Genomic DNA, 23,261 nt, shown 5'->3' with positions numbered 1-23,261 from the left:
AGATGAGCAAGAAAAAAATACTCTTTCTCAACAGAAATATCAGGAACAATTAATCTATAAAAATCCAAATCAGGTTCAAGAAAAAATGAGTACAAACCTAAACAGTGCTATAGAAACAGAAACTCCAAATGAATCAATAGTCGTATCTATAAATTCCGATAATACAGATGAGCAAGAAAAAAATACTCTTTCTCAACAGAAATATCAGGAAAAATTAATCTATAAAAATCCAAATCAGGTTCAAGAAAAAATGAGTACAAACCTAAACAGTGCTATAGAAACAGAAACTCCAAATGAATCAATAGTCGTATCTATAAATTCCGATAATATAGACACTAATCTTTCAGAAAATAACAACAATTACTCTGAAAAGTTTCAACCAGAAAATAATCTACTAAAATGGAATAAAAAGCCAACAAAAGCAGAACAAGCAGCTATAGCACTTCAGGAAAGAAATACATATCTACACGAACTAGGCAAAAAACTACAAAAAGCACGAAAAATGCGTTATTTATCAATGAAACAAATTCATAAACAAACATTCGTGCCACTTCATTACCTAGAAGCAATAGAGAAAGGTGAAACAGAAAAATTACCAGAAGATGTATATCTTCGGGGATTCATCTTTCGTCTTGGCAATGCTTTAGGATTTGACGGAGTAACTTTAGCGGCAGAATTACCTATTTCCAATTCACTTCAAGGGTTAATGCCATCTTGGTCTAAGTCCAATAAGGATTTTGGATTTTATCTACATCCAGCTTACTTATACTTAGGTTATACAGCTTTAATGGCTGGAGCAGTAAGTGGACTAAGTTGGATATCTCAACAACCAAGTCCTGGAGCAAATATAATTCCAGATACACTAGAACCAGCTGATTCAGTTGCCCACTCAGATAGAGATTTAGAAACCACTCAAACACCTGGATTAAAATCTACTACAGGTAGTCTAGTTGTTGGTTCTGATATGGCTCCACCAGAAACAATGATTTAGGGCTTGCTGAATATAGTCATTTCAAATAAGGATGAAACACTTTTTTGCCTGAAACCCTTTCCAGGAAAGGAACACTCGTCCGAGTCTTATTCAGAATGACTATAAGTCTTTTAGTAGGAGTCGGGAGTTAGGAGTCGGGAGTCGGGAGTCGAGAGTCGGGAGTTAGGAGTCGGGAGTTAGGAGGAATGGAAATTCTAAAGTAGGTAGTCAGAAGAATAGTCCCTTAATTTTTCTGTGGAGCGTTACCTCAAAATGGTCACTTTTTCAGCTCCATCAACTGAAAAGCTGGTACTTTTTCCCGACCTAAAATTGTTCAAAGCTTTAGAGACTGTTTGTCAAATAATTATTAAGAGAGCACGGGAAGTGACTAAAATCTAAAAGCGGTAATGCTTCAAGGGATTGAAATAAGGTAGATAGAGAAGTATTCAGTACATATATTCCTAGATTTAATAGCAACAAAATATGTCAAGTATTTCTTCAGACCTATTCCCTCCATACCTATTCCCTCCATACCTGTTCCCTTTTCCCTATCTCCTTTTTATATTTCCTGATACACTCAATCTCTTATATTTTAATGCTTTGATGTTTAATCAGCAAACATGATTTAGATTTAATTTGTAATTAGAAGATTATCTCTATGTACAACTGTTTCAGCACCTGCATAGCCCAAAATATCAGGTATATTTTCTGAGCGACAACCTAGAATTTTTTGCAATTCAGCATTGCTATAGTTCACAAGTCCCCTAGCTATTTCCTCACCTTCTTCATTACATAGTTGTACAGCATCCGATGAATTAAACTCCCCTTCTACTTGAGTAATACCAGCAGCTAATAGAGATTTGCCCGACTCAGAAATGGCCTTAACTGCACCTTGGTCTAGATAGAGCTTGCCTGCTGGAACTAAAACATTGGCAATCCAGTGTTTGCGGGCATTTACTTGTTGTGGTTGAGGTTCAAACTGAGTGCCAATAGATTCTCCGTTGAGGATTTTTTCTATATTAGTAGGAATTTTACCATCAGTAATTACAGTTCGGACTCCAGCAGTTGTGGCAATTTTAGCAGCCTCAATTTTTGTAATCATTCCGCCAGTTCCTCGTCCACTAACAGACTCGCCAGTTTGAACTTCTAGTTCTTGGAGTTGTTCTATTCGCTCTACTAAGGTAATGGGTAAAGCATCTGGATTATTTCTTGGATCGGCTGAGTATAATTTATCAACATCAGTTAGTATGAATAACCAGTCAGCCTCGACTAAACTAGCAACTAAAGCTGAGAGAGTATCATTGTCCCCAAATTTTAGCTCTTCAACAGCAGTAGTATCATTTTCATTGACTATTGGGACTACACCCAGTCGCAAAAGTTGTTGAAATGTATTGTAGGCATTGACATAACTACTACGTCGTGATAAGTCACTTCTAGTTAGTAAGATTTGGGCAATTGTCTGCTGTAAAGATGTGAACAAGTCATCGTAAACTCGCATTAGTCGTCCTTGACCAACTGCTGCTACTGCTTGTTTGATGGAAATATTTCGGGGCTTTTCGGTTAGTCCTAAAAGATCGCAACCTACACCAACAGCTCCAGAAGATACTAAAACGACTCGATGTCCCTGCTGACGTAGATTGATAATAGTTTCAATTAAGCTAGAAATTGTGGATAAGGCTAAATTTCCGGTTTCTGAATTAGTTAGGCTAGAAGTACCTATTTTAATCACTATTGTATTCATAGAAATAATTGAATTTTTCAACTACTAATCCTAAGCGCAAAAAATTAGCCTTTAACTGAGTAAAATTGAAATATTTATCATTGGAGACTATTTGTAAAGCAAATATTTAAGAAGGTTAGTAAGCTTTTCTGGGAAGAAATTTAGAAGATTGTCCTTCTGAAGTGAAAAATTTTTGGCGATTGCCCTGCTATCCTAATATTTAGATAGGGATAGGGCTACTTTCAGATTTTAATGGTGGTGCATAGTAATGGTATTGGAAGTGTGGGAAGTGTGGCAGGTATAGGAAGTGGGGAAAAAATATATATATTATCACCATTACGCAAGCGGGACTACCCAGATTTTTTTACAAACACTCTCTTAAAATCATTTTTATAGTTAGTATGATAACTAATTTTTGATTCACTCGGCTCCCAAGAACTCCCTCAACATGATAAAACTTTGAAAAATTGATTCAGAATAGACACCTTTGAAAAACCTAGCCAATCCTAGACATTTTGAGGAATTGTCTCTCAAAGGTTGCAGATTAAGTCTTAACTGACTACGTTGGCTAAGTCACGACCACAATATGTGAACTCCAGCATATATGCTGGTCGCTCTAAATTAAGGACAGCGTTAAAGTACGCCAATCGGAAGTAGGTTTTGTACCGATAGTGTTTAGAGCATGAACAAGCCTAGCCAACATGATCGAGGAACACTTTACTGAAAAGGAATAGACACCACAATGTCTAATACTAATTACGTTTTCGTCATAGATACAAACAAAAAACCATTACAACCTTGCCCACCTTCTGTTGCTCGTAGATTGTTAAATTCTGGCAGAGCTGCTGTCTGGCGACGCTTTCCGTTTACTTTGATTCTCAAAAAAGCTGTGGAAAAAGTTGCAAAAACAACTTTAACCCTCAAGATTGACCCAGGCTCAAAATTTACAGGGATGGCTCTATTAGAAGGAAACAAGGTGATCTGGATGCTCTTAATTGAACACCGAGGTTCATTAATTTCCGAAAAACTGCAAAAGCGTTCTCAAAGAAGGAGAGCTAGGAGGACAAAAAATCTCAGATACCGTAAACCAGGATTACCTAATCAAAAGAAGCCTATTGGTTGGTTAGCACCTTCTCTCATGCACAGAGTTGAAACTACTATGACTTGGGTCAAACGATTAATTAAGTTTTGTCCTATTCAATCAATCTCAATGGAACTGGTTCGCTTTGATACTCAATTGATTCAAAATCCAGAAATTTCTGGTACTGAGTATCAACAGGGTGAATTGACAGGATATGAATTGAAAGAATATTTGTTAGAAAAATGGGGTCGTCAATGTGCTTATTGTGGCCGAACAAATACACCACTAGAAATAGAACATATTCATCCCAAGTCAAAAGGAGGTTCAGACCGAGTATCTAACTTAACTCTTGCCTGTACTAAATGCAATCAACTTAAGAGTAACCAAGATGTTAAGGAATTCTTATCAGGAAAGCCAGAATTATTAAAGCGAATACAAACCCAAGCCAAATTACCTTTAAAAGATGCACTACTCGGTTAATTCTTGTCGCTGGAAATTGTTCAATACATTAAAAACTACTGGGTTAAGGGTAATCACATAAGCGCGGGGGACAAACAAAATTTAACCGCAGAAAGCAGAAGTTACCCAAAGCGCACTGCATAGACGCGGCTTGTGTAGGTGAAGTGAATCAGTTAGACTTTAAAACCACTCAAGCTTTAGCTGCTATTTGCAAAGGGCAAGGTGGTAGACAGAAAGCAGCGGTCAATAAATATGGCTATCCCATCAGGTATAACCCACTCAAACCAATCAAAGGTTGGAATAGTGGAGACTTAGGGTTGAATATTGAAACTGGAGTTGTAGGTAGAGTTAATCCTCGCTCAAAATCAAATAGTTTTAATTTCACAGTGCCAGGACAAAAAGCCAAAAGTGTGAATATGAGTAAATTAAAACTTGTACATAAAAAAGACGGTTATACCTATACATTTGGTCCACATTTGTCCATAAATGTCTAGGAAAATGCTGTCTAAAACTTAACAGAATAGATGGTGCTTTTGGTATAGTGTCAGTGAATGGCTTGAATAGTATTCCAAATTGTATGAGATTTTCTGTATAGCAGTATTCGCAAATTTCACCGGAAAATTGGGTTTGAATCCTCCCCTGTTAAGAACATTCCTAGAAAATTGCAAAACTCAAATAGAATTTCATAGCACTAGCCCCTGCCAGCAAATTAAGATAAATTTGCAAAGACTGAACAAAAAAACCTATTAGTCTAATTAGGTGTGGTGGAGGAGAATCTAGGAGTGCTAAATAGAATGTCAACAGTATATTCAACAAATTTTACCAAAAATGGTCAAGCAAAACTACTGCGTGTCGGGGTAATAGGGGTTGGTAATATGGGACAACATCATACCCGTATCCTAAGTTTGCTCAAAGATACTAAGTTAGTAGGTGTAGCAGACATCAACGTGGAAAGGGGACTAGATACTGCCAGCAAGTATGGAGTTCGTTTTTTTGAGGACTATCAAGAGCTTTTGCCTCATGTTGATGCTGTCTGTATCGCCGTGCCTACTCTTCAACATTATGCTGTAGGAATGACCTGTTTAAAAGCAGGAGTCCATGTATTAATGGAAAAGCCGATCGCTGCCAGTATTGCTGAGGCCGAATTTTTGGTTAATACTGCTGCTGAAACAAATCGAATTTTACAGGTGGGTCATATAGAAAGGTTTAATCCTGCTTTTCAAGAACTCAGTAAAGTTCTTAAAACAGAAGAGTTATTGGCCTTGGAAGCTCATCGGATGAGTCCTTATTCTCATAGAGCTAATGATGTGTCTGTAGTTTTGGACTTGATGATCCATGATATTGACTTATTACTAGAGTTAGTAGCTGCTCCAGTAGTAAAATTGACTGCTAGTGGGGGTAGTGCTTCTAGTTCTGGAAATTTAGATTATGTAACAGCTACTCTTGGTTTTGCCAATGGTATAATAGCTACTCTAACTTCCAGTAAGGTGACACACAAAAAACTTCGTTCGATAGTTGCTCACTGTAAAAATTCTTTGACAGAAGCAGATTTTCTCAACAATGAAATTCTGATTCACCGTCAAACAACAGCAGATTATGTGACAGATTATGGTCAGGTTCTTTATCGTCAGGATGGTTTAATTGAAAAGGTTTATACTAGCAATATTGAACCTCTTCATGCAGAGTTAGAACATTTTGTCAATTGTGTGGGTGGAGGAAATGAACCTTCGGTTGGAGGAGAACAAGCTCTTAAGGCATTGCGTTTAGCTAGTTTGATTGAGAAAATGGCTCTTGATGGTTTAGCTTGGCATCCAGCAGATTCAGAATATAATTTGTTGAATACTTCAATGCTCAAAGTAGGTTAAAATATTTCCATAATTCCTCTAGGAATTTTTTAATAGAAGTATTATTTTTTTGATAAATTACTCCGCCTTATTTATATATATTTAGGCGGATTTTTATAGCAGTTTTCATGTTTTTTAGAGTACAGAGATTTCGGTTTAAAGGAAGAAGGAAGAAGAAAGAAGTTTTGTAGTCATGAAGTGAAAACCGCTATAAGTGGAAAAATGGAAAAAGAGCCAGGATTTGTATAAATATTTAAGGATAATTATCAGAAATAATTCAAATGTTTTTAATTATTATTATTCAGATTTGATATCAAATCTTTTCGCGTTCGGTATAAAAAATTTTCCATCTTTAAGTTATTCCCAAATCTTTCTATATCTCCCCATCTCCCCATCTTTCCCACACTCTGATATCTAATTACACCAATACTACAGGATTTGATATGATCTGGCTATCAGCTAATGGCTGATAACTTATACCAATTTGCAAAAAAAAATCATATACTTGGGTCAAACTTTAATTATTAAGTAATTAACACGGGCAGAATGACATTTTTGATAATTCTTAACCAAGAGTGTGTTAATTATTGCTCTGCTAATTAAATCTCAAAGCATTTACAGATAAAGATTTTAGCCTTTTTAGGTATTTAAAAATTACCTAGTTTTCAGCTCTTTCTGCACGGTTCCCGAAAAATCAAAAAGGAGCGCATTTTAGGCGCATAGTTGAGCAAAAAAATTACTCCCCTACTCCCCTTCAGCAAACCCTAATTATCTAATTATTCTTAGTCTTTACTTCTCCCAATACTCCCCTACTTTTGTACTCCCCTGTTCAAGAAAATGCAGCAAACATTGCTCGAATAACTATCTATAAAACCTAAATTATTAGGTTTTCTGTTCCCTAAAACCTATAACTTTCTAACTGACCAAGATTAAAAATTAGTATAGCTAAATACTTAGGGTTTGCTCAACTTAAAACCTTAATTGAGATGCACCCAAAACCTAACTATAACTAAATATTGAATCAGGTATTATCCATTCAGGACTGCTATACATATCACAATCTTTGCCTTAATCTTTAATTAGGGCAGTTTTTGGAATAATTATGATTAATTATCTCATTAATTTATTAGTTCAAACTGCACCTATGTAAATTCCTCAATAAAGGTGAAGAAAACCTAACCAAATGTAGAACTATTCCACCCCCACATCGAACCTTTAGCGTCAGAAAATTCTATATAAATTCGATTTTTTGGTACACCCAAAACTTGATGAACTTGTTGACAGAAATCTTGGCTTATTGTCTTTGTTTGGTTAGGATTCATACTACCAATGCTTTTAATTTCCATATAGCAAACTGGTTCATTACTATTACCACCAAAAGTCATGGGAATATCTGACTCAAAAATTGTCATTACATAGGATTCTGATTTGCTAAAATGTTTTGCCATGCCAGATGAAAGATTTTTGAGAAGGGTATCAATTTGATCTTTTTCTGGTTTGGAAACAGAGGTTTTAACTTTAATTAGTGGCATAACTAAATTAAATAATTAACTATGAACAAAATGAACGATTAAGGTAGGCATTCAGCTATAAAAATAAACCAACCAATTGTCTATATATATACCTATTTTACCCAGAGATTATTACTTACAAGATTGGCATAATTTCAGCAGCTCAGGAAGTAAAATGTTAAATTTATAGCAGTTTCCGACAATTTTTCTACAAAGTTTTAGGCTAGTATAACTGAATTCATAAATTGTAAGTATTCAGGTGTCAGCTATCAGCTAAATACCTTTGGCAGACAAATTACCCTTAAGAGATAAAAAAGTTATCTAAGTACAAATTAGCTAATTATTTATTATTATGTTTACTTCTCCCCTAACCTCCCACACTCCCCCAGCCAATCAAATATAGCAAGATTTTTGATAAATGGTATGATTCTATGCTGAATGCTGACTGCTAATAGCTGTTTGCGCAGCATTCCGCAGGAAATGCTTACCATAAATTAATTATCTCAAAGCACTTTTTATTTGATTTTGTATTAGGGAATAGCTGATAACTAACGGTTTCTAAAATTAGTGAGGTACATTTGTTTTTATTCTGATATTCTCCCTATTCCCTAAAAGTTAGAATTTTGTACCTCACAATGGGCGAAAATTCCTATTAATAGTAATTAACCACCATAATTCCAGCCTGTACTTTCTAACAATAGAGGGTCTCCCTCACGATGCACACCTGCTGCAATTACTTCTCCTACATATACAGTATGGTCGCCTTCTTCTACAGCACTAATAACTCTACATTCTACATAACCAAGAGTATTGGAAATAATTGGGCAACCAGTTTCTCCTAAATAAAATTCTACTTCTTCAAATTTATCCCCAACACGACGTTGAGGTTTGAAAAATTGTTGAGCTAAATCTTTTTGCTCTGCTGCTAAGAAACTAAGAGAAAAAACTCCACTAGCTTTAATCATGGCATGGGATTTAGATTCTCTATTCACACAGTTAACAATTAGGGGAGGCGTAAAAGATGCTTGCATTACCCAACTAGCGGTAAAGCCATTTACTTCATCACCATCTTTAACACCACAGATGTATAATCCATGAGGAATTTTACGCAGTATAGTTTTTTTTGCCTGTTCGTCTAGCAAAGTTTTACCTACTATATATTTAAGAGTTTGACATCTTTTATTTTAACCAAAGTAAATACATTCAAATCAACTCTAATCATTTAACTAAAATCTAAAAAATAGATAGTAAGCTTTGTGATATAATAAAGATTTTTACGGACTAATTAAATATTTAGGGCTTGCTGATTAAATCTTAAAGCATTGACAAATAAAGGCAAGTATCTTTTTGGAGTTGAAAAAAGTGCCTGGTTGTAGGTTCCTGAGAGCTAGAAAAAGTTAGCATTTTGGGCAAAATAATTGCAAAAGAATAAAGGGACAAAATATCGGACTACCTCCTTTATAATTCTTCGTTCCTCCTAACTGCTCTCTACTCTCCTACTCCTTCAAAAGACTTTTTCAGTAAACCCTATTTATATAATAATAATTTTTGATTTGTCAACTATAAATATAACTATAGCGCTATAGTTTTGATTCTACATATACAGTGTACTTACCTAAATCATAACTATACAATAAATATCCTATGTTTTCCCTAAATCACTTTGTCCAAAAATTAACTCATCAAAAAAATTGGCGTTTCATAGCAATAACATTAATAGTTACCACCTTAGCGATCGCCTGCAACAGCACCAAAACCACCACCACAACCTCAGAAACAGTAACCGCTCCCGAAGCAGGTACCGTCGTTTGGGCTAGATATAGAGATTCCGACACCCTCGACCCCCACAAATCAACATCACCCTTATCTAGACAAATAATCGATCAAATTTACGACACACTTCTTGCATTTGATGACCAAGGCAAGATTCAACCCAACCTAGCTAAAGAATGGTCGGTTAACGACAACGGCCAAGAATATACCTTCAAACTCAACGAAAACATCAAATGCCATGACGGCACAACCTTTGATGCAAAAGCTGTCAAATTCACTATTGATAGAGCCATTAACCCCGAAACACAAAACAGCACCAAAGATAGTTGGGGGCCAATAGAAACAGTAGAAGTTGTGGACGACCTCACAGTTAAGGTCAAAATGGCAGAAGCTTTTAGTCCCTTTCCTCGCTTCTTAGCCGACCCCTACTCAAGTATGATTTGTCCCTCAGCCATCCAAACCTACAACGAAAAATTTGGCATAGATGGGGCAATAGGTACAGGTCCTTTTAAATTTGTGGAATGGACTCAAGGGGAACAACTCGTACTCGAACCTAATCCAGACTACAAGAATTATGGGCGAACAGTAGATAATTCTGGTACTCCTTATATTAATAAGTTAGTAATTAAAACTATGCCAGAAGTAGAAGCTCGTTTAGCAGCACTCAAGTCTGGCGAAATTCATTTAACGGAACCTCCAATTACAGAAGTTTCTAATCTTAAGAAAGACTCTAATTTAAAACTTTATACTGCTGAAAATACTGGGCAAATAGTATTTTTAGAATTCGTTACTTATAGACCTCCTTTTAATGATAAAAAGGCAAGACAAGCAGTTGCTTATGGAATAGATGTGAAAAAAACGATAGAGGAAGTATTAGCAGGTTTAGTTAAACCTTCAGAATGTCCTATCGTCGATGTTATGTTTCCTAATGATGAAAAACTTTGTTCGGAGTTTAGTATTAAACCAGACCAGGAAGAGGCAAAAACTCTACTAAGTGAACTTGGTTATAGTGAAGATAAACCATTAGAAGTAACTCTCCTAACTTGGAGGGGAGGAAACCGTGAAAAGATTCTAGAAAATTTTCAAACTCAACTAGAAGAAGTGGGTATAAAGGCTAATTTAGAAACAATGGATATTGGCAGTCTTAATGCCAGAATAAAACAAGAAAATAGCCAAGCAGAAGGTAATGGTGTTATTGATATGATGGGATGGTCTTGGTACGACCCAAATTTTCTTTATAAATTGTGGCATTCTCCTGGTTGGATGGGAGGTTATCACAGTGATGAACTTGATACATTACTAACAGAAATGCGAAGTGCGACTAACTCTAAAGAAAGACAAGAAAAAGTTGTAGAAGTTCAGAAATATTTGCTTGATAATGCTGTGATGATACCACTTTATAGTCCTGGTTGGATGTGGAATTATGTTAGTAGTTCTGATCTGGAAGGTTTTAAGATTGGGGTTTTTAATCGACCTTTTTTTAATGATGTAAAATTATCGACTGCTATGGATAAAAAAGAAGCAGTCACGTCTCCTGCCAGTTCTGAAAAAGAAGTAGTAGAGCAGGAAGTTAATTCAGAAGAAAATATAGAAGATAAAGATTCTATTGCTTCTCCAGAAAATGAATAGGAAATAAAAGTTTCTCCTTCGTTCGAGGTAAATAAAGAATTATTGATTCCTCAAATATCCTCAAATATATCAAATCTAATTTTGATAATTCTGATAATCTTTAATCTGGTTAAAAGACTTGATTTAGGAATTAAATCAATAGACTTTTTGGGAAATTCCTATAATCGCTCAATATATAGGGTTTCTCAATTTACTAAAGTCTAGTTACTAAAGTACAGTTGTTTTTCTTCTTTTATATTTCCATTGAATACGAATTACTAATTTGTCGGGAAGTTCCATGAAAGGTTCCTACCTTCGACCTCAAACAAAAGAAGTATAAATTCCTCCTTCGTTCGAGGTAAATAAAGAATTATTGATTCCTCAAATATCCTCAAATATATCAAATCTAATTTTGATAATTCTGATAATCTTTAATCTGGTTAAAAGACTTGATTTAGGAATTAAATCAATAGACTTTTTGGGAAATTCCTATAATCGCTCAATATATAGGGTTTCTCAATTTACTAAAGTCTAGTTACTAAAGTACAGTTGTTTTTCTTCTTTTATATTTCCATTGAATACGAATTACTAATTTGTCGGGAAGTTCCATGAAAGGTTCCTACCTTCGACCTCAAACAAAAGAAGTATAAATTCCTCCTTCGTTCGAGGTAAATAAAGAATTATTGATTCCTCAAATATCCTCAAATATATCAAATCTAATTTTGATAATTCTGATAATCTTTAATCTGGTTAAAAGACTTGATTTAGGAATTAAATCAATAGACTTTTTGGGAAATTCCTATAATCGCTCAATATATAGGGTTTCTCAATTTACTAAAGTCTAGTTACTAAAGTACAGTTGTTTTTCTTCTTTTATATTTCCATTGAATACGAATTACTAATTTGTCGGGAAGTTCCATGAAAGGTTCCTACCTTCGACCTCAAACAAAAGATAAAAAAATTATCAACTAACATGAACTCACATCCTTTAAATCAACTTGTAAAAATTTTATCCAAATATGATTCTGCCGATCTACTAGCAACTATTGCTGGATTACAACTAATGCCAGAAAATGCTAATCGTTCTGTTCGTCTTGAAGTTTTAGCTCATGCAGTTGCTTCTATTAAAAATAAAGGTTTGGGTTCAAAAAATTGTATTAGTGTTAAAGAACTGGAGAAAGTTTGCAACTCTGATTCATCTACTTTAGCTTTATTTTATTCATCAGAAGACCCATTTAATAATCCATTTACTGAAGCTTTTTATTTTTATGGTGGTTCCTATATTGTATTTCCAGGAATTGCCGAAGAGCAAACATTTATTTTAATAAATTTAGTAAAAGCAATATTTTTTGAAGGTGAAAATTTTTTCAATGAGCAATTAAAACGCAAAGTTTATGAACTTATATTAGCAATTTTACTTTTGAGTAATGAAATAGCTAGATGTGCTGGATTAGAAAGAGGAGTAGAACCAGTAAATGTAAGTCGTGATGTTGTTTTCCCAACTTCTCAATATATGAATCAATTGAAAAAATCTGTATCTTTTAGTAAGTCATAGTTAACTAACTTACTAACTGAAAATGGTATTATTTTTGAGGCAATAGAAAATTTAATATTAGAACTTGGTAATGTTTCAATTAATAATTACAACATTGATAATGGTGAGTTGTTAGCCAAACCTATTATTAAAATTTCTGGCAAATTTATTGTTGCCATTCCTGGAATATTGTTAACAGCTACTAGGAATGAATTGATTTGTCTTGCTATTGAGTATGGTGTCAAAAATGAGTTAGTAAAATTTTATAGCAATGTAGTCTGGGATAACATCGAAGATTCACTGGGTTATACCAGTTTGATAAATGTTTGCTACAAATAGCTAGGGTAATTTTTAGGAGTCAGGAGGTAGGGACGTTGCATAAGGGCGTCCGTACGGAGTCGCATGGGAATGGCTTTAATATAGTTTTTTAGGTCATACATCATATTTTTTGTCCAAGGGACATCTCCTGTGAAGTCTTTTTATCGCTCTTACTATTCGTAACATTCTTTTTTCAAAATGGTATTATATCAATAATTATCGAACTAAAATATCAACTCCTAAGATTCCTGAAACTCCATTATTTCAAGATGCTTTTTTTCAATTTGATATAGATAAATTAGCTTATGTAAGTTTAGTTAGTGATTCATTAGATAGTTATGACTCTAAACAACCTTTGGCATATTGGAATCTGAATAATATAGAAACAAAACTAGAACCTCACATCAAAGAGATATATAAGTATACTTTTACTAATTTATCAGGTATTAATGAAGTTTTATTTTTATCAGTATTTCAAGGTGTAGGACGTCAGATAGTAGTTTCTTTTAACCAGCCAAAAATAGAGTCATTATTATCCATTGGTTTATTCGCATCAGACCTAGAAACCATAACATTATTAGAAGGTGGTAAATCACTTGTACTTTGGAAATACGCTATATCAATTTCGCGACTTAAACAACAAGCAAATTTTGTTTCATTCAACGAGCTAAATAATTTATTTCATTATATAAAAAATGACTATAGTTATTATTTATCCGATCAAAGTATCGTCAATACAGATATTTTTATTCAAGACGGTGCTGGAGAATTACGTCAGGAAGTTATAAATCAACGAGACTATCATGCAGTACCTTCATATATACCTAATTATTTCACCGAAGTAACTTTATTATATAGTACACGAGAGATTCCAATTTATATTCCTAGAAGTTTTCTAAGTACAATACCTCAACCACTAACTTGTCTTCTAGAAGCATTACCTTTATATGTTTGGATTATTCAGAAAAATCAAGAGGAAGTTAATAATTTATACAGGGAATTTTTAGTTGCCATTGCATATTGGTTATGGCCATTTAATCCGTCACCTAATCCAATTATCCAATCCCTTGTTTCTCAATATCGCGTGATTATTATTCAGCTATCTTTACCATCTAGCAAAACATGGTTTGAAGCAAATAAACGACAAAATTTTTCAGAAGACATAACACCAATAAATATTACAGTTGATACAAGTTCAGGAACTATAAATGTAACGATATTGCCAGAAGCATCCAGAAACTTTTTACAAGTTGATCATAGTGCAGAAAGAGAAATGATGAAATATATTTTGACAGGTTTCCGAGAATTACTACCAGAACAAGAACAGGAAAATTTATCTGATGAAATAATCTCTAAAATTATTGAAATTCATCCTCCCCTTGGTCTTAAAAAGCAAATTATTTATTTGGATAGTTCCATTAACCCCGAACTCGATCCAAAGAAACTACCCGCATATCAAAAAGTACAAAAAGCAGATATAAATAAACTTTTAGATGACCTTGGTGATTATCTAAATTCAGTCAAGAAATATCCACAAGGAAAAATTCCTGAAAACGAACGAACAAAATTTTTGAATAATGAAGTTTTTGGTTTCTTTTATAGCAAATTAAAAAAATTAGTTGCTTCATTAAATCCTGAAAATCTTCTAGAAAATTTAATTAGTTACCATGAAGCAATAGTACATCAAGTAAACGAGCATCGCTTAACTATACCAACTCGGTTAGCTTGTTTCAGTTCAATTCCTGAAAGGTATAAAAATATTCAAAAGGAAATGTTAGAAAATAATCAAACTGCATTAGCAAGTCGATTTATAATTGAATATGTAGTAGCTCAACCTCCTACTGGTATAAGATCTTTTAGTCTGAGTATTTACGATCGCTTACCGAATAATTAATAATTAATAATTAATAATTAAATAATTCGCGCCTTGAAGCCTCCCCTTGGATAGGGGAAAAAAGTGCTAGGATATTTCCTTATCTTCAATTCCGTAACGGTTTTAACCAGAGGTAATTATCAATTATCCATTATCAATTATCAATTAATGAAAAGCTCTTGCCTATCAAATTATTAACTTTGGATTTAAAAGTGATTTAATTAATTTTTCATTAGCTGATTTTCAACTTTCTATCTTACCTTCTGGCAGATTAGAAACAGATACAACAGAATATGAAAAAGCAAGAGAAACTCATCTATCAATTTTTATGAGTGGTGAAACAACTCGAATAACAGAATCATTTGAGAGATATTGGGAAACTCCACAGATACCTACTGAAAAACCAGAAATTGTCAAAAAAATAGACGCAGCAGCTTCAATTGAATTTGGTTATTCAATAACAGAAATATGCGAATTACTTGGAGAAGCTATTAATATTGGAAAAAAAATTCACCCCACTGTTATTTGTCTCCCTTTAGAAAATTTTATTACTCGTTTAGCGACACAATTAAATTGGAATGAAGAGAAAGTTACTAAAGCACTTGAACTACTATCTCTTTCTCAGCATTCTGACTTTCTTAAACCCGATGAAACTTTTGAGAAAAGAGATGTTTACCCTTGAAAATTTAATCGTTTATTGTCGTATTTACCAAAAAATGAGGGTATGCGCCTCCCCTTTTAAGGGGATGAAAAAGCGGTCGTTTGCGGAGCATTCCGTCAGGATGGGATGGCGAGGTTTCCCGCTCTTGCAGAGCCGCGAACGCTTTTCATGTCGGCGACAGCCGTTAACGCGCGTTGTGCGCCAGCTAAACGCCATATCCAATCGACCAAGAGAAATATTTAACTCAGTATTTCAAGCCTCCGACTTTAAGTCGGAGGTTCACTGATAACTGTTTAGCGTTCCGCACAACTTTCCTATCGGAATGCTACGCAAACGTTAACGCTGCGCGACATGGAAAGCGGAGCATTCCCTATAGGAAAAAGCGCAGCTCCTCCGCAGGAGGCTAACTGTTAACGTAGTTCCTCCGCAGGAGGCTAACTGATAACTGAAATGACGTCGTCCTTTTTTGCTACGTCAAAAAAATAATAAAGTAGAAATTATTTGGGGAATTCGTCATTTATATGAAGTACAAGAATACCTCATTCAATTTTTTTTGACTGGAAGACTTCAAGCAAAAAGTAAAGAAATGAAAGAAATAATCAGTAAGATAACAAACCAAGCAGGAGAAGACTTCAATAATAGAATAGCTGATTGGTTTGAAAAAGATTCAAAACTAATAGTATGTCGGCAGGTTAAAAAAATTGGTGAAATTAAGATTGAGGAACAAAAAGGAAAACCGTTAGGTGATATAGATGTCTTAGTAGCTGACCCTAAAAATTTATGTATTAAAATAGTTGAATGTAAAAATTTTTCAATGGCTCGTGCTCCACACCAAATGAAAAATGAATTAGATAATTTATTTATAGGAAAAGGCAAAGGTCATTTCAGTTATCAGTTAGCCTCCTATGGTCGTAACTGCGTTAACAGTTAGCCTCTTGCAGAGGAACTGCGTTAACAGTTATCAGTACCTCTAGCTGTTTGCGCAGCATTCCGTAGGAAAGCTTCGGGATTGAAATAAGGAATATGTTCTTTTTTTATCCCCTATCCCAGGGGAGGCGCATACCCACAATTTTTCGGTAAAAGTAAGGAAAAACCTGCTATTGAACATCATCAACAAAGAGTTAAATGGGTTAATAATCATCTACAAGAAGTATTAACCTGACTTAGTGTAGACCCTAATCTAAATTGGAAAGTTGAACCAATTATAGTAACAGATGAGGAGTTATCTACTCCACACTTAAGGTCTTCACCAATTCCTGTAATTTCATCGGTAGAACTATGTCAAACACGAGAATTCAATTAAATGGAGGTTGAATTTTGCTATACTTAGAATTAGATGAAGGTATCCAAGAACTAATAAAAAAGTATGCTCCAGCTTTGACTATAATTGGTGTATATTTTTTGAATTCAGATGTAGAAGAAGCAATTTATTACTGTTATCGGGATTTGGAATATGCTTTTAGATCCACTATATCTTATTGGTATTGGAAACAAAATCATGGGGAAGATTTTTTGGTTCACCAAATAGTTTTTTAATCAAAGCAATTAAAAACAATTGGCATCCCTACCGATGGAATGATAACTGGATAGAAAACCCAATATTTAAAAGTGAAGGAATGAAGTGGTGGGATGAAGCGGAAGTTCACTGGAGAAGAGATAACCGTAATTATCTAGTAGTTGATATTCAAGAAACTATTATAGGAACCAAAGCTACAATCTTTTTTAGAAGTGGAAAAAGTATTGAGTTGCGGAAAGTGAGTAGAATGAGTTGGGAAGAATTACTAGAATATGCTGAAGGAAATTATAGAAAATAATGCTACTTAATCAATAAAATTAAACCTTAAATATTTAAGTTCATAAGCAAAATTAATTACACATTATATTAACTCTCTGTTCCCAGTTAAGTGTTCCCTCTTTCAAATAGGAAATTCCTAAAAGCACGACTACTTAATAATGAAAAATTACTCAAAATTATAAATCTAATAAACCTCTTTTGTATGAAGCACAAAAGACAACAAAATTAATGACTAGATAGCACCGCATTAAGCAAATCTTTTCATCCCTAATAGTAAAAAAAAAAGTCAAGATGCAACCCTGTTTAGTTGTATGATAAGTTATTTTCGATTAAACTAACTATTAGTTTGAATCAAGTTTAGTCAAAACCCTGCACCTTCAAATTAGATTAATTGAGGTCATCAAGATTATTAAAAACTTTAATCACTAAAGAATAAAATCAAAATAACTAAAATTAAAACAGATTCAGATTAGGGGCTAGAAAAACTTCTAACTCCTAAGCTATCAAAGCTAGCAAGTAAAGTAATTAGACTAATCATCCTTTGGGCCAAAAACCATCTGTACCACCATTTGTTTTCCATCTGGCTCGTGATATCTATCAGCCCAATGTCTAATTATTTCATCTAACTCCTCTTTAGCCTGTTCAAAGCGATCAGGAGAAATATCAAACTCCTCTAAAATCCGCATTACCTTATTACTATTATTCATTTCGGCCCAGTCCTTCATCAAGCGGAAATAGCGAGCTGTATCCTCAACCATAATATAAGTACGTTCTTCTTGATCTTCTGGAGAATAAGAAGAACGAGTCAGAGCATAAAAAGGCATTCCCCAAGGAGAATCTATCTTTGTCACCGTCCCAGAATAAATCAAACGACGTTTAATATGTTCGGCCAAAGCTTCACTCAGAGGCATCCGGCGTTCTGGTGGTAAATCTTCCTGAGAACGCCTATGCAAGAACTCGATTAATTCCATAAACTGAAAAGAATTAATCAATCTAGCATCAGGCATATTTGAAGGCAGTTTAGTTTCTATATATCGCCTCTCTTCTGTAGTAAGATTACTATTAGGAAGTCGGGAACGTCCAGGTATCCAAGCATACTGTTCTAACCATACATAGGGAAACTGAATCAAATAGCGAGGTTCTTGAGAACCCAACATTTTCAGCAATTTACCCTTTGTAAGTGCTTCTTCTACTTCCTGCACAATCACCTTAACCCGTTTAGGTTCGATGTGATGCAGATGTCCGGTCATGCGGAGATTTTGACCTTGTTCAATATAGGTCATATAAATGGCACATTTAGCTGCCGTTGCCGCTGCATCTAAAAAAGCTCCATGACGATGCCCACTCGTCCTCATGGCGCTAAACGCTAGATATAACATAATCTGATCCATAGCGCTGGGGCTAAGGCTATTAATCAGATCGGTATCGCTTTTCATTATAATCCCCAAAATAACAAAACTAAGGAGGTATTCTATCGTCCTCCATTAACAATTAAAAATATGCTGACTATGATAATATTTCAATGCCAGAAAGTCAGTCAGCTATAACTGTTACACTAACCAATAGCACGAATTACGCGAAATTTTCTCTTATACGTTAGCTGTAGTTTATTGTTAATTATGACAAGCCCTACAGTTAGAGTTGATATTTAGGTCTTTAAAGATATCTTCTTGAGATTTTTTCGCGTTTGGTGTGATGATGGTCACAGTAATTAACTGGTCTGTTATCTTAGTAGATTTTTGCACCCTTTGTACTGTTTGCTGACAGACATAATTGATAATAGCATAACATATTCAATTAATAATCTGACTTTGACATAGTATCCTGTTTCTTAGCTTTAGAGTTAAAGTTAGGCCAACTCAAAATGGCCAATAAGTAGTCAAAGAGATTATTCTGCCATGCAACATTCCTAGTCTATAGAGCTTACTTAAATTAAATACCTTGCCCATATCCTTCATTGAGAGATGCTCATCTACCCAAGCTATTTGCTTACCATCTCAAATGAGTAACCTCTCATTAATGGATAATGGATAATTCCTCAATGAAAACCGAGAGCATCAACCTATCCCACTATTCTAAAAATGCTTATTTACTTAAGTAAAATTTTCCTGAAAAGCTGGATTTTTCGTTTTTATTTTTAACAATACTTGGGCTTTAGTGCAAAAATATTATTAGTGGGATAGGTTCATTGAAGATAAGGAAATCTCCTAGCTTTTCTCTGGAAATATAGGGCAATAAAGCCGAATTGATTAATTATCAATTATCCATTGGTAAATCTAGACCCCAAGTTTAAGCAAAGACAAACTTTAGAATTTCAAAATTATCAGTCAAATAACTACTCCCACTCATTAGAAGTAATTAAAATTTTAAAATCCATACTTTTGATTGGTATAGGTTTTGAGGATTTTTTAACTGACGGATTATTTTCACCACCCTGCACCAGATTTTTAGAGCGGTGGATACCTTATACCCTTTTTCTAAAGACTTAAGAAAATAAGTCATCTATTGAATAGCAAGGCTTTAAACCCAAATTTTAGCTAATTTTTCACATTATAATGTTCATAGATGGAACATGGAACTATAGAAGCAACATTCTCAATCTAAAAGCTCAAAGTTATTTGACAAAACTCCAAATTCATACTGAAACTTAAAAAGTAGGAAATAGTTTTAACGTCCACTACCACGATGAGGACAAATTTCCTGATTATCTAGTTCAGAAGTGCAGATTGTGCTGACAAAGTTTCGTCTGTTGTTTCTTGAGTCCCGGGGATACTTAGGTCCTCCGTGACTGGTTTGAGCAGAGCCTCTGAAAAATGTTGCAGATAATTCAAGTTCATTTCCAGTCATTAGAGCTTGGCTATTAGAAGCATTACCAAGTAATAATAAAAACGAGAAAACGATCGCTGTATAACTTTGCATAGGTCATATCCATGTAAGAGTATCTATTCTCTGATACGGATATTGAAGATAAAATCAGGATAGTTAACAAATAATTTGTTAGTTCAATCTATAGAAAAGGGTGTGGCGGACTAATATATTAAACTGGATTTATTCCCAAATTGTAGATGTAAAGCTAAGACTTAAATCAACCCACATATTACATTCTCAAATAAAAAAGCAAACTTCAAACTTTAGAGTGATTATTATCCGGTGTTTTAACCATCACAACTAAACAGAAGTATCAGAGATTAGGCCACTAATCTCACCGATCCCCGCTGAAAAATTTACTTACAAAAGATTCTCTTAATTTACTAATTGAAGTAGAATATATATTCAGTAAAAACTCACAAAAATCAAGTAAAAATGGAAAAAGGATTCATTCTCTGGTTTACAGGGTTAAGTGGTGCTGGTAAAACAACTATTAGTAGGGTTGTAGCAGAAAAATTAAAAGAAAGAGGTCGGAAAGTAGAAATATTAGATGGAGATATAGTCAGAGAAAACCTATCAAAAGGTTTGACTTTTAGTAAAGAAGACCGAGATATAAATATCCGGCGAATTGGATTTGTAGCTCATCTCCTAAGTAGAAATGGAGTAGTAGGGATTACGGCAGCAATTAGCCCTTACAAAGCAATACGAAATGAAATTAGAGAAATGGATGAAAATTTTATAGAAGTTTATATAAATGCACCTTTAGAAGTATGTGAAAAACGTGACGTTAAAGGTTTATATGCTAAAGCCAGGGCTGGAGAAATTAAACAGTTTACTGGTATTGATGATCCTTACGAACCACCAGAAAATCCAGAAATTACTTGCTACACAGACAAAGAAACTTTAGACGAAAGCGTAGCTCATATAATTAGTAGTCTAGAAAAATTAGGTTATTTGAGTTAAAAAAAATAGGGAGGAAGTGAGCAATGAAGCAGCAAGAATCAAAAAATCAAGAAGATGTAATTAGCAAAATATTATCTTTATCCAAAATTTTAAGTTATGGAACAATAGTTATATTATGCAGTTACTGGAGAGTATCATATTCTGCACAAGCTCAACTCCTCTCTCAGGAAGACCAAACAACACAAGAAACTTCAACCTTACCAAAACTAACAGAACCTTTACCTAAAGGTATAGAAGCACAACCACCTCTCCTACCTCCACCCCCAGAACCAATATTGATTCCTGAACCAGAAACACCATTACCAGATTCAAAAGGATATACACTAGGCCCAGGTGATCGGGTTCAAATAGACATCTTTAATCTACCAGAATATAGTGGGGAAAATGGCCAACATCAAGTGCAAATTGATGGGACTCTCAACCTACAATTAATAGGTAATGTGTCTGTTCAGGGAATGACTTTAGAGGGAGCAAAAGAATTAATTCAAGAAAAATACGGTGAGTATCTACAAATACCTATAGTTAACCTTAATCTATTAGCAGCACGTCCATTAAAAATAGCGATCGCCGGAGAAGTTCAACATCCTGGTTCATATACCATTTCGCCGATAGTTAGTCAAGGTGGTGATAGTAAAAGTGGGACTCAACTACCTACAGTAACTAAAGCATTACAGGTAGCTGGTGGAGTAACAAGTTCCGCAGATATTAGACAAATCAAAATTCGTCGCCTCCAACTTAACGCCTCAGAACAAGTAATTAACATTAATTTATGGGAACTTTTACAAAATGGCAATTTAGTCCAAGATATTTCTTTGCGGGATGGGGATACTTTATTTGTTCCTAGTATTACAGAAGTTAATCCAGTAGAGTCAAATCAATTAGCAAGCGCTAATTTTGCTGGTACTAATACTCAACCTATCAACATTGCAGTGGTTGGAGAAGTGGCACGGCCTGGTCCTTATATATTAGAAACAGATATTGACCAAAGTCAAGTTTTGCCTATAGAAGAAAATTTAGACTCTAGTGAGGCAGATAGAAATATTTCACTTCCTGAGAATACGACGCTGCATACTGTTACGAAAGCAATTAAAATGGCAGGGGGTATTACTTCAACAGCGGATATTCGGCAAATTAGGGTGCGTCGGTTAACTCGCGCTGGTACTGAGCAAGTTATTAAAGTAAATCTTTGGGAACTACTACAAAGTGGGGATTTAAGTCAAGATATAGTATTAGAATCAGGAGATACAATTTATGTGCCAGTAGCAGATGAAGTTAATTTAGATGAGTTAGCTGAAGTTACTGCTTCAAGTTTTTCTCCTGGTAATCTCAAAATTAATGTTATTGGAGAAGTAGTTAAGCCTGGAACAGTTTTTGTTACTCCTAATAGTACACTTAATCAAGCTTTATTAGCAGCAGGAGGTTTTAATCCAGCAAGAGCAAAAACAGAAGAAATAGAACTTATTCGTCTTAATCCTAATGGTACAGTTACTCGGCGAAAAGTACAAGTAGATTTTTCGGCAAAAGTTAATGAAGAAAATAATCCAACTTTGCTGAATAATGATGTAATTGTAGTTGGTCGTTCTGGTAGAGCAACCTTTACTGATAATGTGGGAGGGGTGTTAGCTCCTTTGAGTCCAATTAATAGAATTTTAGGAATATTTTTTGATATTTTTTGATTAATTTAGGGAGTAGGGAATAGGGAATATAGCAATCCGCGCATAGGTTGCGGGGAATTAAAAAGTAAATAAAAAAGTTGAAACTCTGACTTGTTACCTGTTCCGAGTTAAGTTTTCCCTAAAAAGCTGTAATATTTTTGCCACGAATATGCGGAGGATTGCTATATTATTTATAATGTTGTGGTGGTAGTTAGGAGTCAGGAGTCATAATTTCAAAGGCTTTCAGTTAAAATTAATTATTATAAAATTTTTTACCGAATAATTAAAGTTTAAAGCCTCTCCTTAAAAGCAGAAAAAAAACAAAAAATCATTAATAGAAAAAAAGTGCTAGGATGTTTCCTTAGATTCAATCAAGAACGGTTTTAACCAGAGGTAATTATCCATTAATGAATATAGGGCTAAATCAAGGTATATCCTAATGATTTTAGTTCTCAAATCGACCGATAATTTACCTACTAAAAGAGTTAATCTAACAATTTTTTTGAAATAGGTATTATTGACAATATTACTTACTATAATTATTATAATATATATAAATGGCAATGGCAACTTTGGTTAGGATATTATCAAGTTATATTTCCAGAATTATACTAATGATTTAAGTGTT

The 23,261-nt window shown here is 34.3% G+C and carries 17 protein-coding genes and 1 pseudogene; 13 read left to right on the top strand and 5 right to left on the bottom strand.

The features are described 5' to 3' along the window. Nucleotides 1-991, top strand: a 991-nt coding sequence (locus tag ACP6PK_RS08960) for a helix-turn-helix domain-containing protein (RefSeq protein ID WP_426559315.1), incomplete at its 5' end; no start/stop codon positions are given. A gap of 610 nt (nucleotides 992-1,601) precedes the next feature. Here ACP6PK_RS08960 and proB read toward each other — a convergent pair. Beyond that, nucleotides 1,602-2,711: a glutamate 5-kinase gene (proB, locus tag ACP6PK_RS08955; protein ID WP_426559314.1), complete on the bottom strand. Its 1,110-nt coding sequence runs from the start codon at nucleotides 2,709-2,711 to the stop codon at nucleotides 1,602-1,604. Between the two features lie 721 nt (nucleotides 2,712-3,432). Between proB and iscB the strand changes: the two are divergent. Both iscB and ACP6PK_RS08945 read left to right on the top strand, forming a co-directional pair. Further along, nucleotides 3,433-4,724: pseudogene (iscB, locus tag ACP6PK_RS08950) on the top strand (RNA-guided endonuclease IscB). A 300-nt stretch (nucleotides 4,725-5,024) separates the two neighbouring features. Beyond that, nucleotides 5,025-6,095 carry a Gfo/Idh/MocA family protein gene (locus ACP6PK_RS08945; RefSeq protein ID WP_094673161.1) on the top strand — a complete coding sequence of 357 codons (1,071 nt, stop codon included), beginning with the start codon at nucleotides 5,025-5,027 and terminating at the stop codon, nucleotides 6,093-6,095. A gap of 1,154 nt (nucleotides 6,096-7,249) precedes the next feature. Here ACP6PK_RS08945 and ACP6PK_RS08940 read toward each other — a convergent pair. Next, nucleotides 7,250-7,606 (bottom strand): phenylpyruvate tautomerase MIF-related protein, encoded by a 357-nt coding sequence (locus ACP6PK_RS08940; RefSeq protein ID WP_426559313.1) that lies wholly within the window; start codon nucleotides 7,604-7,606, stop codon nucleotides 7,250-7,252. A gap of 641 nt (nucleotides 7,607-8,247) precedes the next feature. After that, on the bottom strand, nucleotides 8,248-8,727 hold the full coding sequence (locus ACP6PK_RS08935; RefSeq protein WP_094673060.1) for a flavin reductase family protein: 480 nt from the start codon (nucleotides 8,725-8,727) through the stop codon (nucleotides 8,248-8,250). A gap of 502 nt (nucleotides 8,728-9,229) precedes the next feature. Here ACP6PK_RS08935 and ACP6PK_RS08930 point away from each other — a divergent pair. The 8 genes from ACP6PK_RS08930 (at nucleotide 9,230) to ACP6PK_RS08895 (ending at nucleotide 17,166) form a co-directional block, all read left to right on the top strand. Next, nucleotides 9,230-10,987, top strand: a complete 1,758-nt coding sequence (locus ACP6PK_RS08930) for an ABC transporter substrate-binding protein (protein WP_426559312.1) — start codon at nucleotides 9,230-9,232, stop codon at nucleotides 10,985-10,987. A gap of 952 nt (nucleotides 10,988-11,939) precedes the next feature. Next, entirely contained in the window at nucleotides 11,940-12,521 is a 582-nt protein-coding gene (locus ACP6PK_RS08925) for a hypothetical protein (protein ID WP_426559311.1), read from the top strand. A gap of 108 nt (nucleotides 12,522-12,629) precedes the next feature. Continuing rightward, nucleotides 12,630-12,839, top strand: a complete 210-nt coding sequence (locus ACP6PK_RS08920) for a hypothetical protein (protein WP_426559310.1) — start codon at nucleotides 12,630-12,632, stop codon at nucleotides 12,837-12,839. Nucleotides 12,840-13,173: 334 nt separating this feature from the next. After that, complete coding sequence (locus ACP6PK_RS08915) at nucleotides 13,174-14,712, top strand: hypothetical protein (RefSeq protein WP_426559309.1); 1,539 nt, start codon at nucleotides 13,174-13,176, stop codon at nucleotides 14,710-14,712. A 307-nt stretch (nucleotides 14,713-15,019) separates the two neighbouring features. Next, nucleotides 15,020-15,373 (top strand): hypothetical protein, encoded by a 354-nt coding sequence (locus ACP6PK_RS08910; protein WP_426559308.1) that lies wholly within the window; start codon nucleotides 15,020-15,022, stop codon nucleotides 15,371-15,373. Between the two features lie 445 nt (nucleotides 15,374-15,818). Next, nucleotides 15,819-16,283 carry a hypothetical protein gene (locus ACP6PK_RS08905; protein WP_426559307.1) on the top strand — a complete coding sequence of 155 codons (465 nt, stop codon included), beginning with the start codon at nucleotides 15,819-15,821 and terminating at the stop codon, nucleotides 16,281-16,283. 386 nt (nucleotides 16,284-16,669) lie between these two features. Next, the gene (locus ACP6PK_RS08900) at nucleotides 16,670-16,888 is read left to right on the top strand and encodes a hypothetical protein (RefSeq protein WP_426559306.1); all 219 of its coding nucleotides are present in this window, start codon (nucleotides 16,670-16,672) and stop codon (nucleotides 16,886-16,888) included. Further along, nucleotides 16,837-17,166: a hypothetical protein gene (locus tag ACP6PK_RS08895; protein ID WP_426559305.1), complete on the top strand. Its 330-nt coding sequence runs from the start codon at nucleotides 16,837-16,839 to the stop codon at nucleotides 17,164-17,166. The genes ACP6PK_RS08900 and ACP6PK_RS08895 overlap by 52 nt, the downstream gene beginning before the upstream one ends. 511 nt (nucleotides 17,167-17,677) lie before the next feature. On the opposite strand, the gene hetR is transcribed toward ACP6PK_RS08895, so the two are convergent. After that, nucleotides 17,678-18,583 carry a heterocyst differentiation master regulator HetR gene (gene hetR / locus ACP6PK_RS08890; protein ID WP_426559304.1) on the bottom strand — a complete coding sequence of 302 codons (906 nt, stop codon included), beginning with the start codon at nucleotides 18,581-18,583 and terminating at the stop codon, nucleotides 17,678-17,680. A gap of 1,231 nt (nucleotides 18,584-19,814) precedes the next feature. Further along, entirely contained in the window at nucleotides 19,815-20,066 is a 252-nt protein-coding gene (locus ACP6PK_RS08885; RefSeq protein WP_426559303.1) for a hypothetical protein, read from the bottom strand. Between the two features lie 348 nt (nucleotides 20,067-20,414). On the opposite strand from ACP6PK_RS08885, the gene cysC reads away from it, so the two are divergent. Further along, on the top strand, nucleotides 20,415-20,978 hold the full coding sequence (gene cysC, locus ACP6PK_RS08880) for an adenylyl-sulfate kinase (protein ID WP_256386654.1): 564 nt from the start codon (nucleotides 20,415-20,417) through the stop codon (nucleotides 20,976-20,978). Nucleotides 20,979-21,001: 23 nt separating this feature from the next. Then, complete coding sequence (locus tag ACP6PK_RS08875; protein WP_426559302.1) at nucleotides 21,002-22,654, top strand: SLBB domain-containing protein; 1,653 nt, start codon at nucleotides 21,002-21,004, stop codon at nucleotides 22,652-22,654. Nucleotides 22,655-23,261: the final 607 nt, after the last annotated feature.

Source organism: Dapis hubbardiae BLCC-M172 (genome assembly GCF_050016015.1).
Taxonomy (GTDB): domain Bacteria; phylum Cyanobacteriota; class Cyanobacteriia; order Cyanobacteriales; family Microcoleaceae; genus Trichodesmium.
The sequence above is the reverse complement of the archived record's forward strand: the minus strand, read 5'-3'. Positions and strand labels throughout refer to the sequence as shown.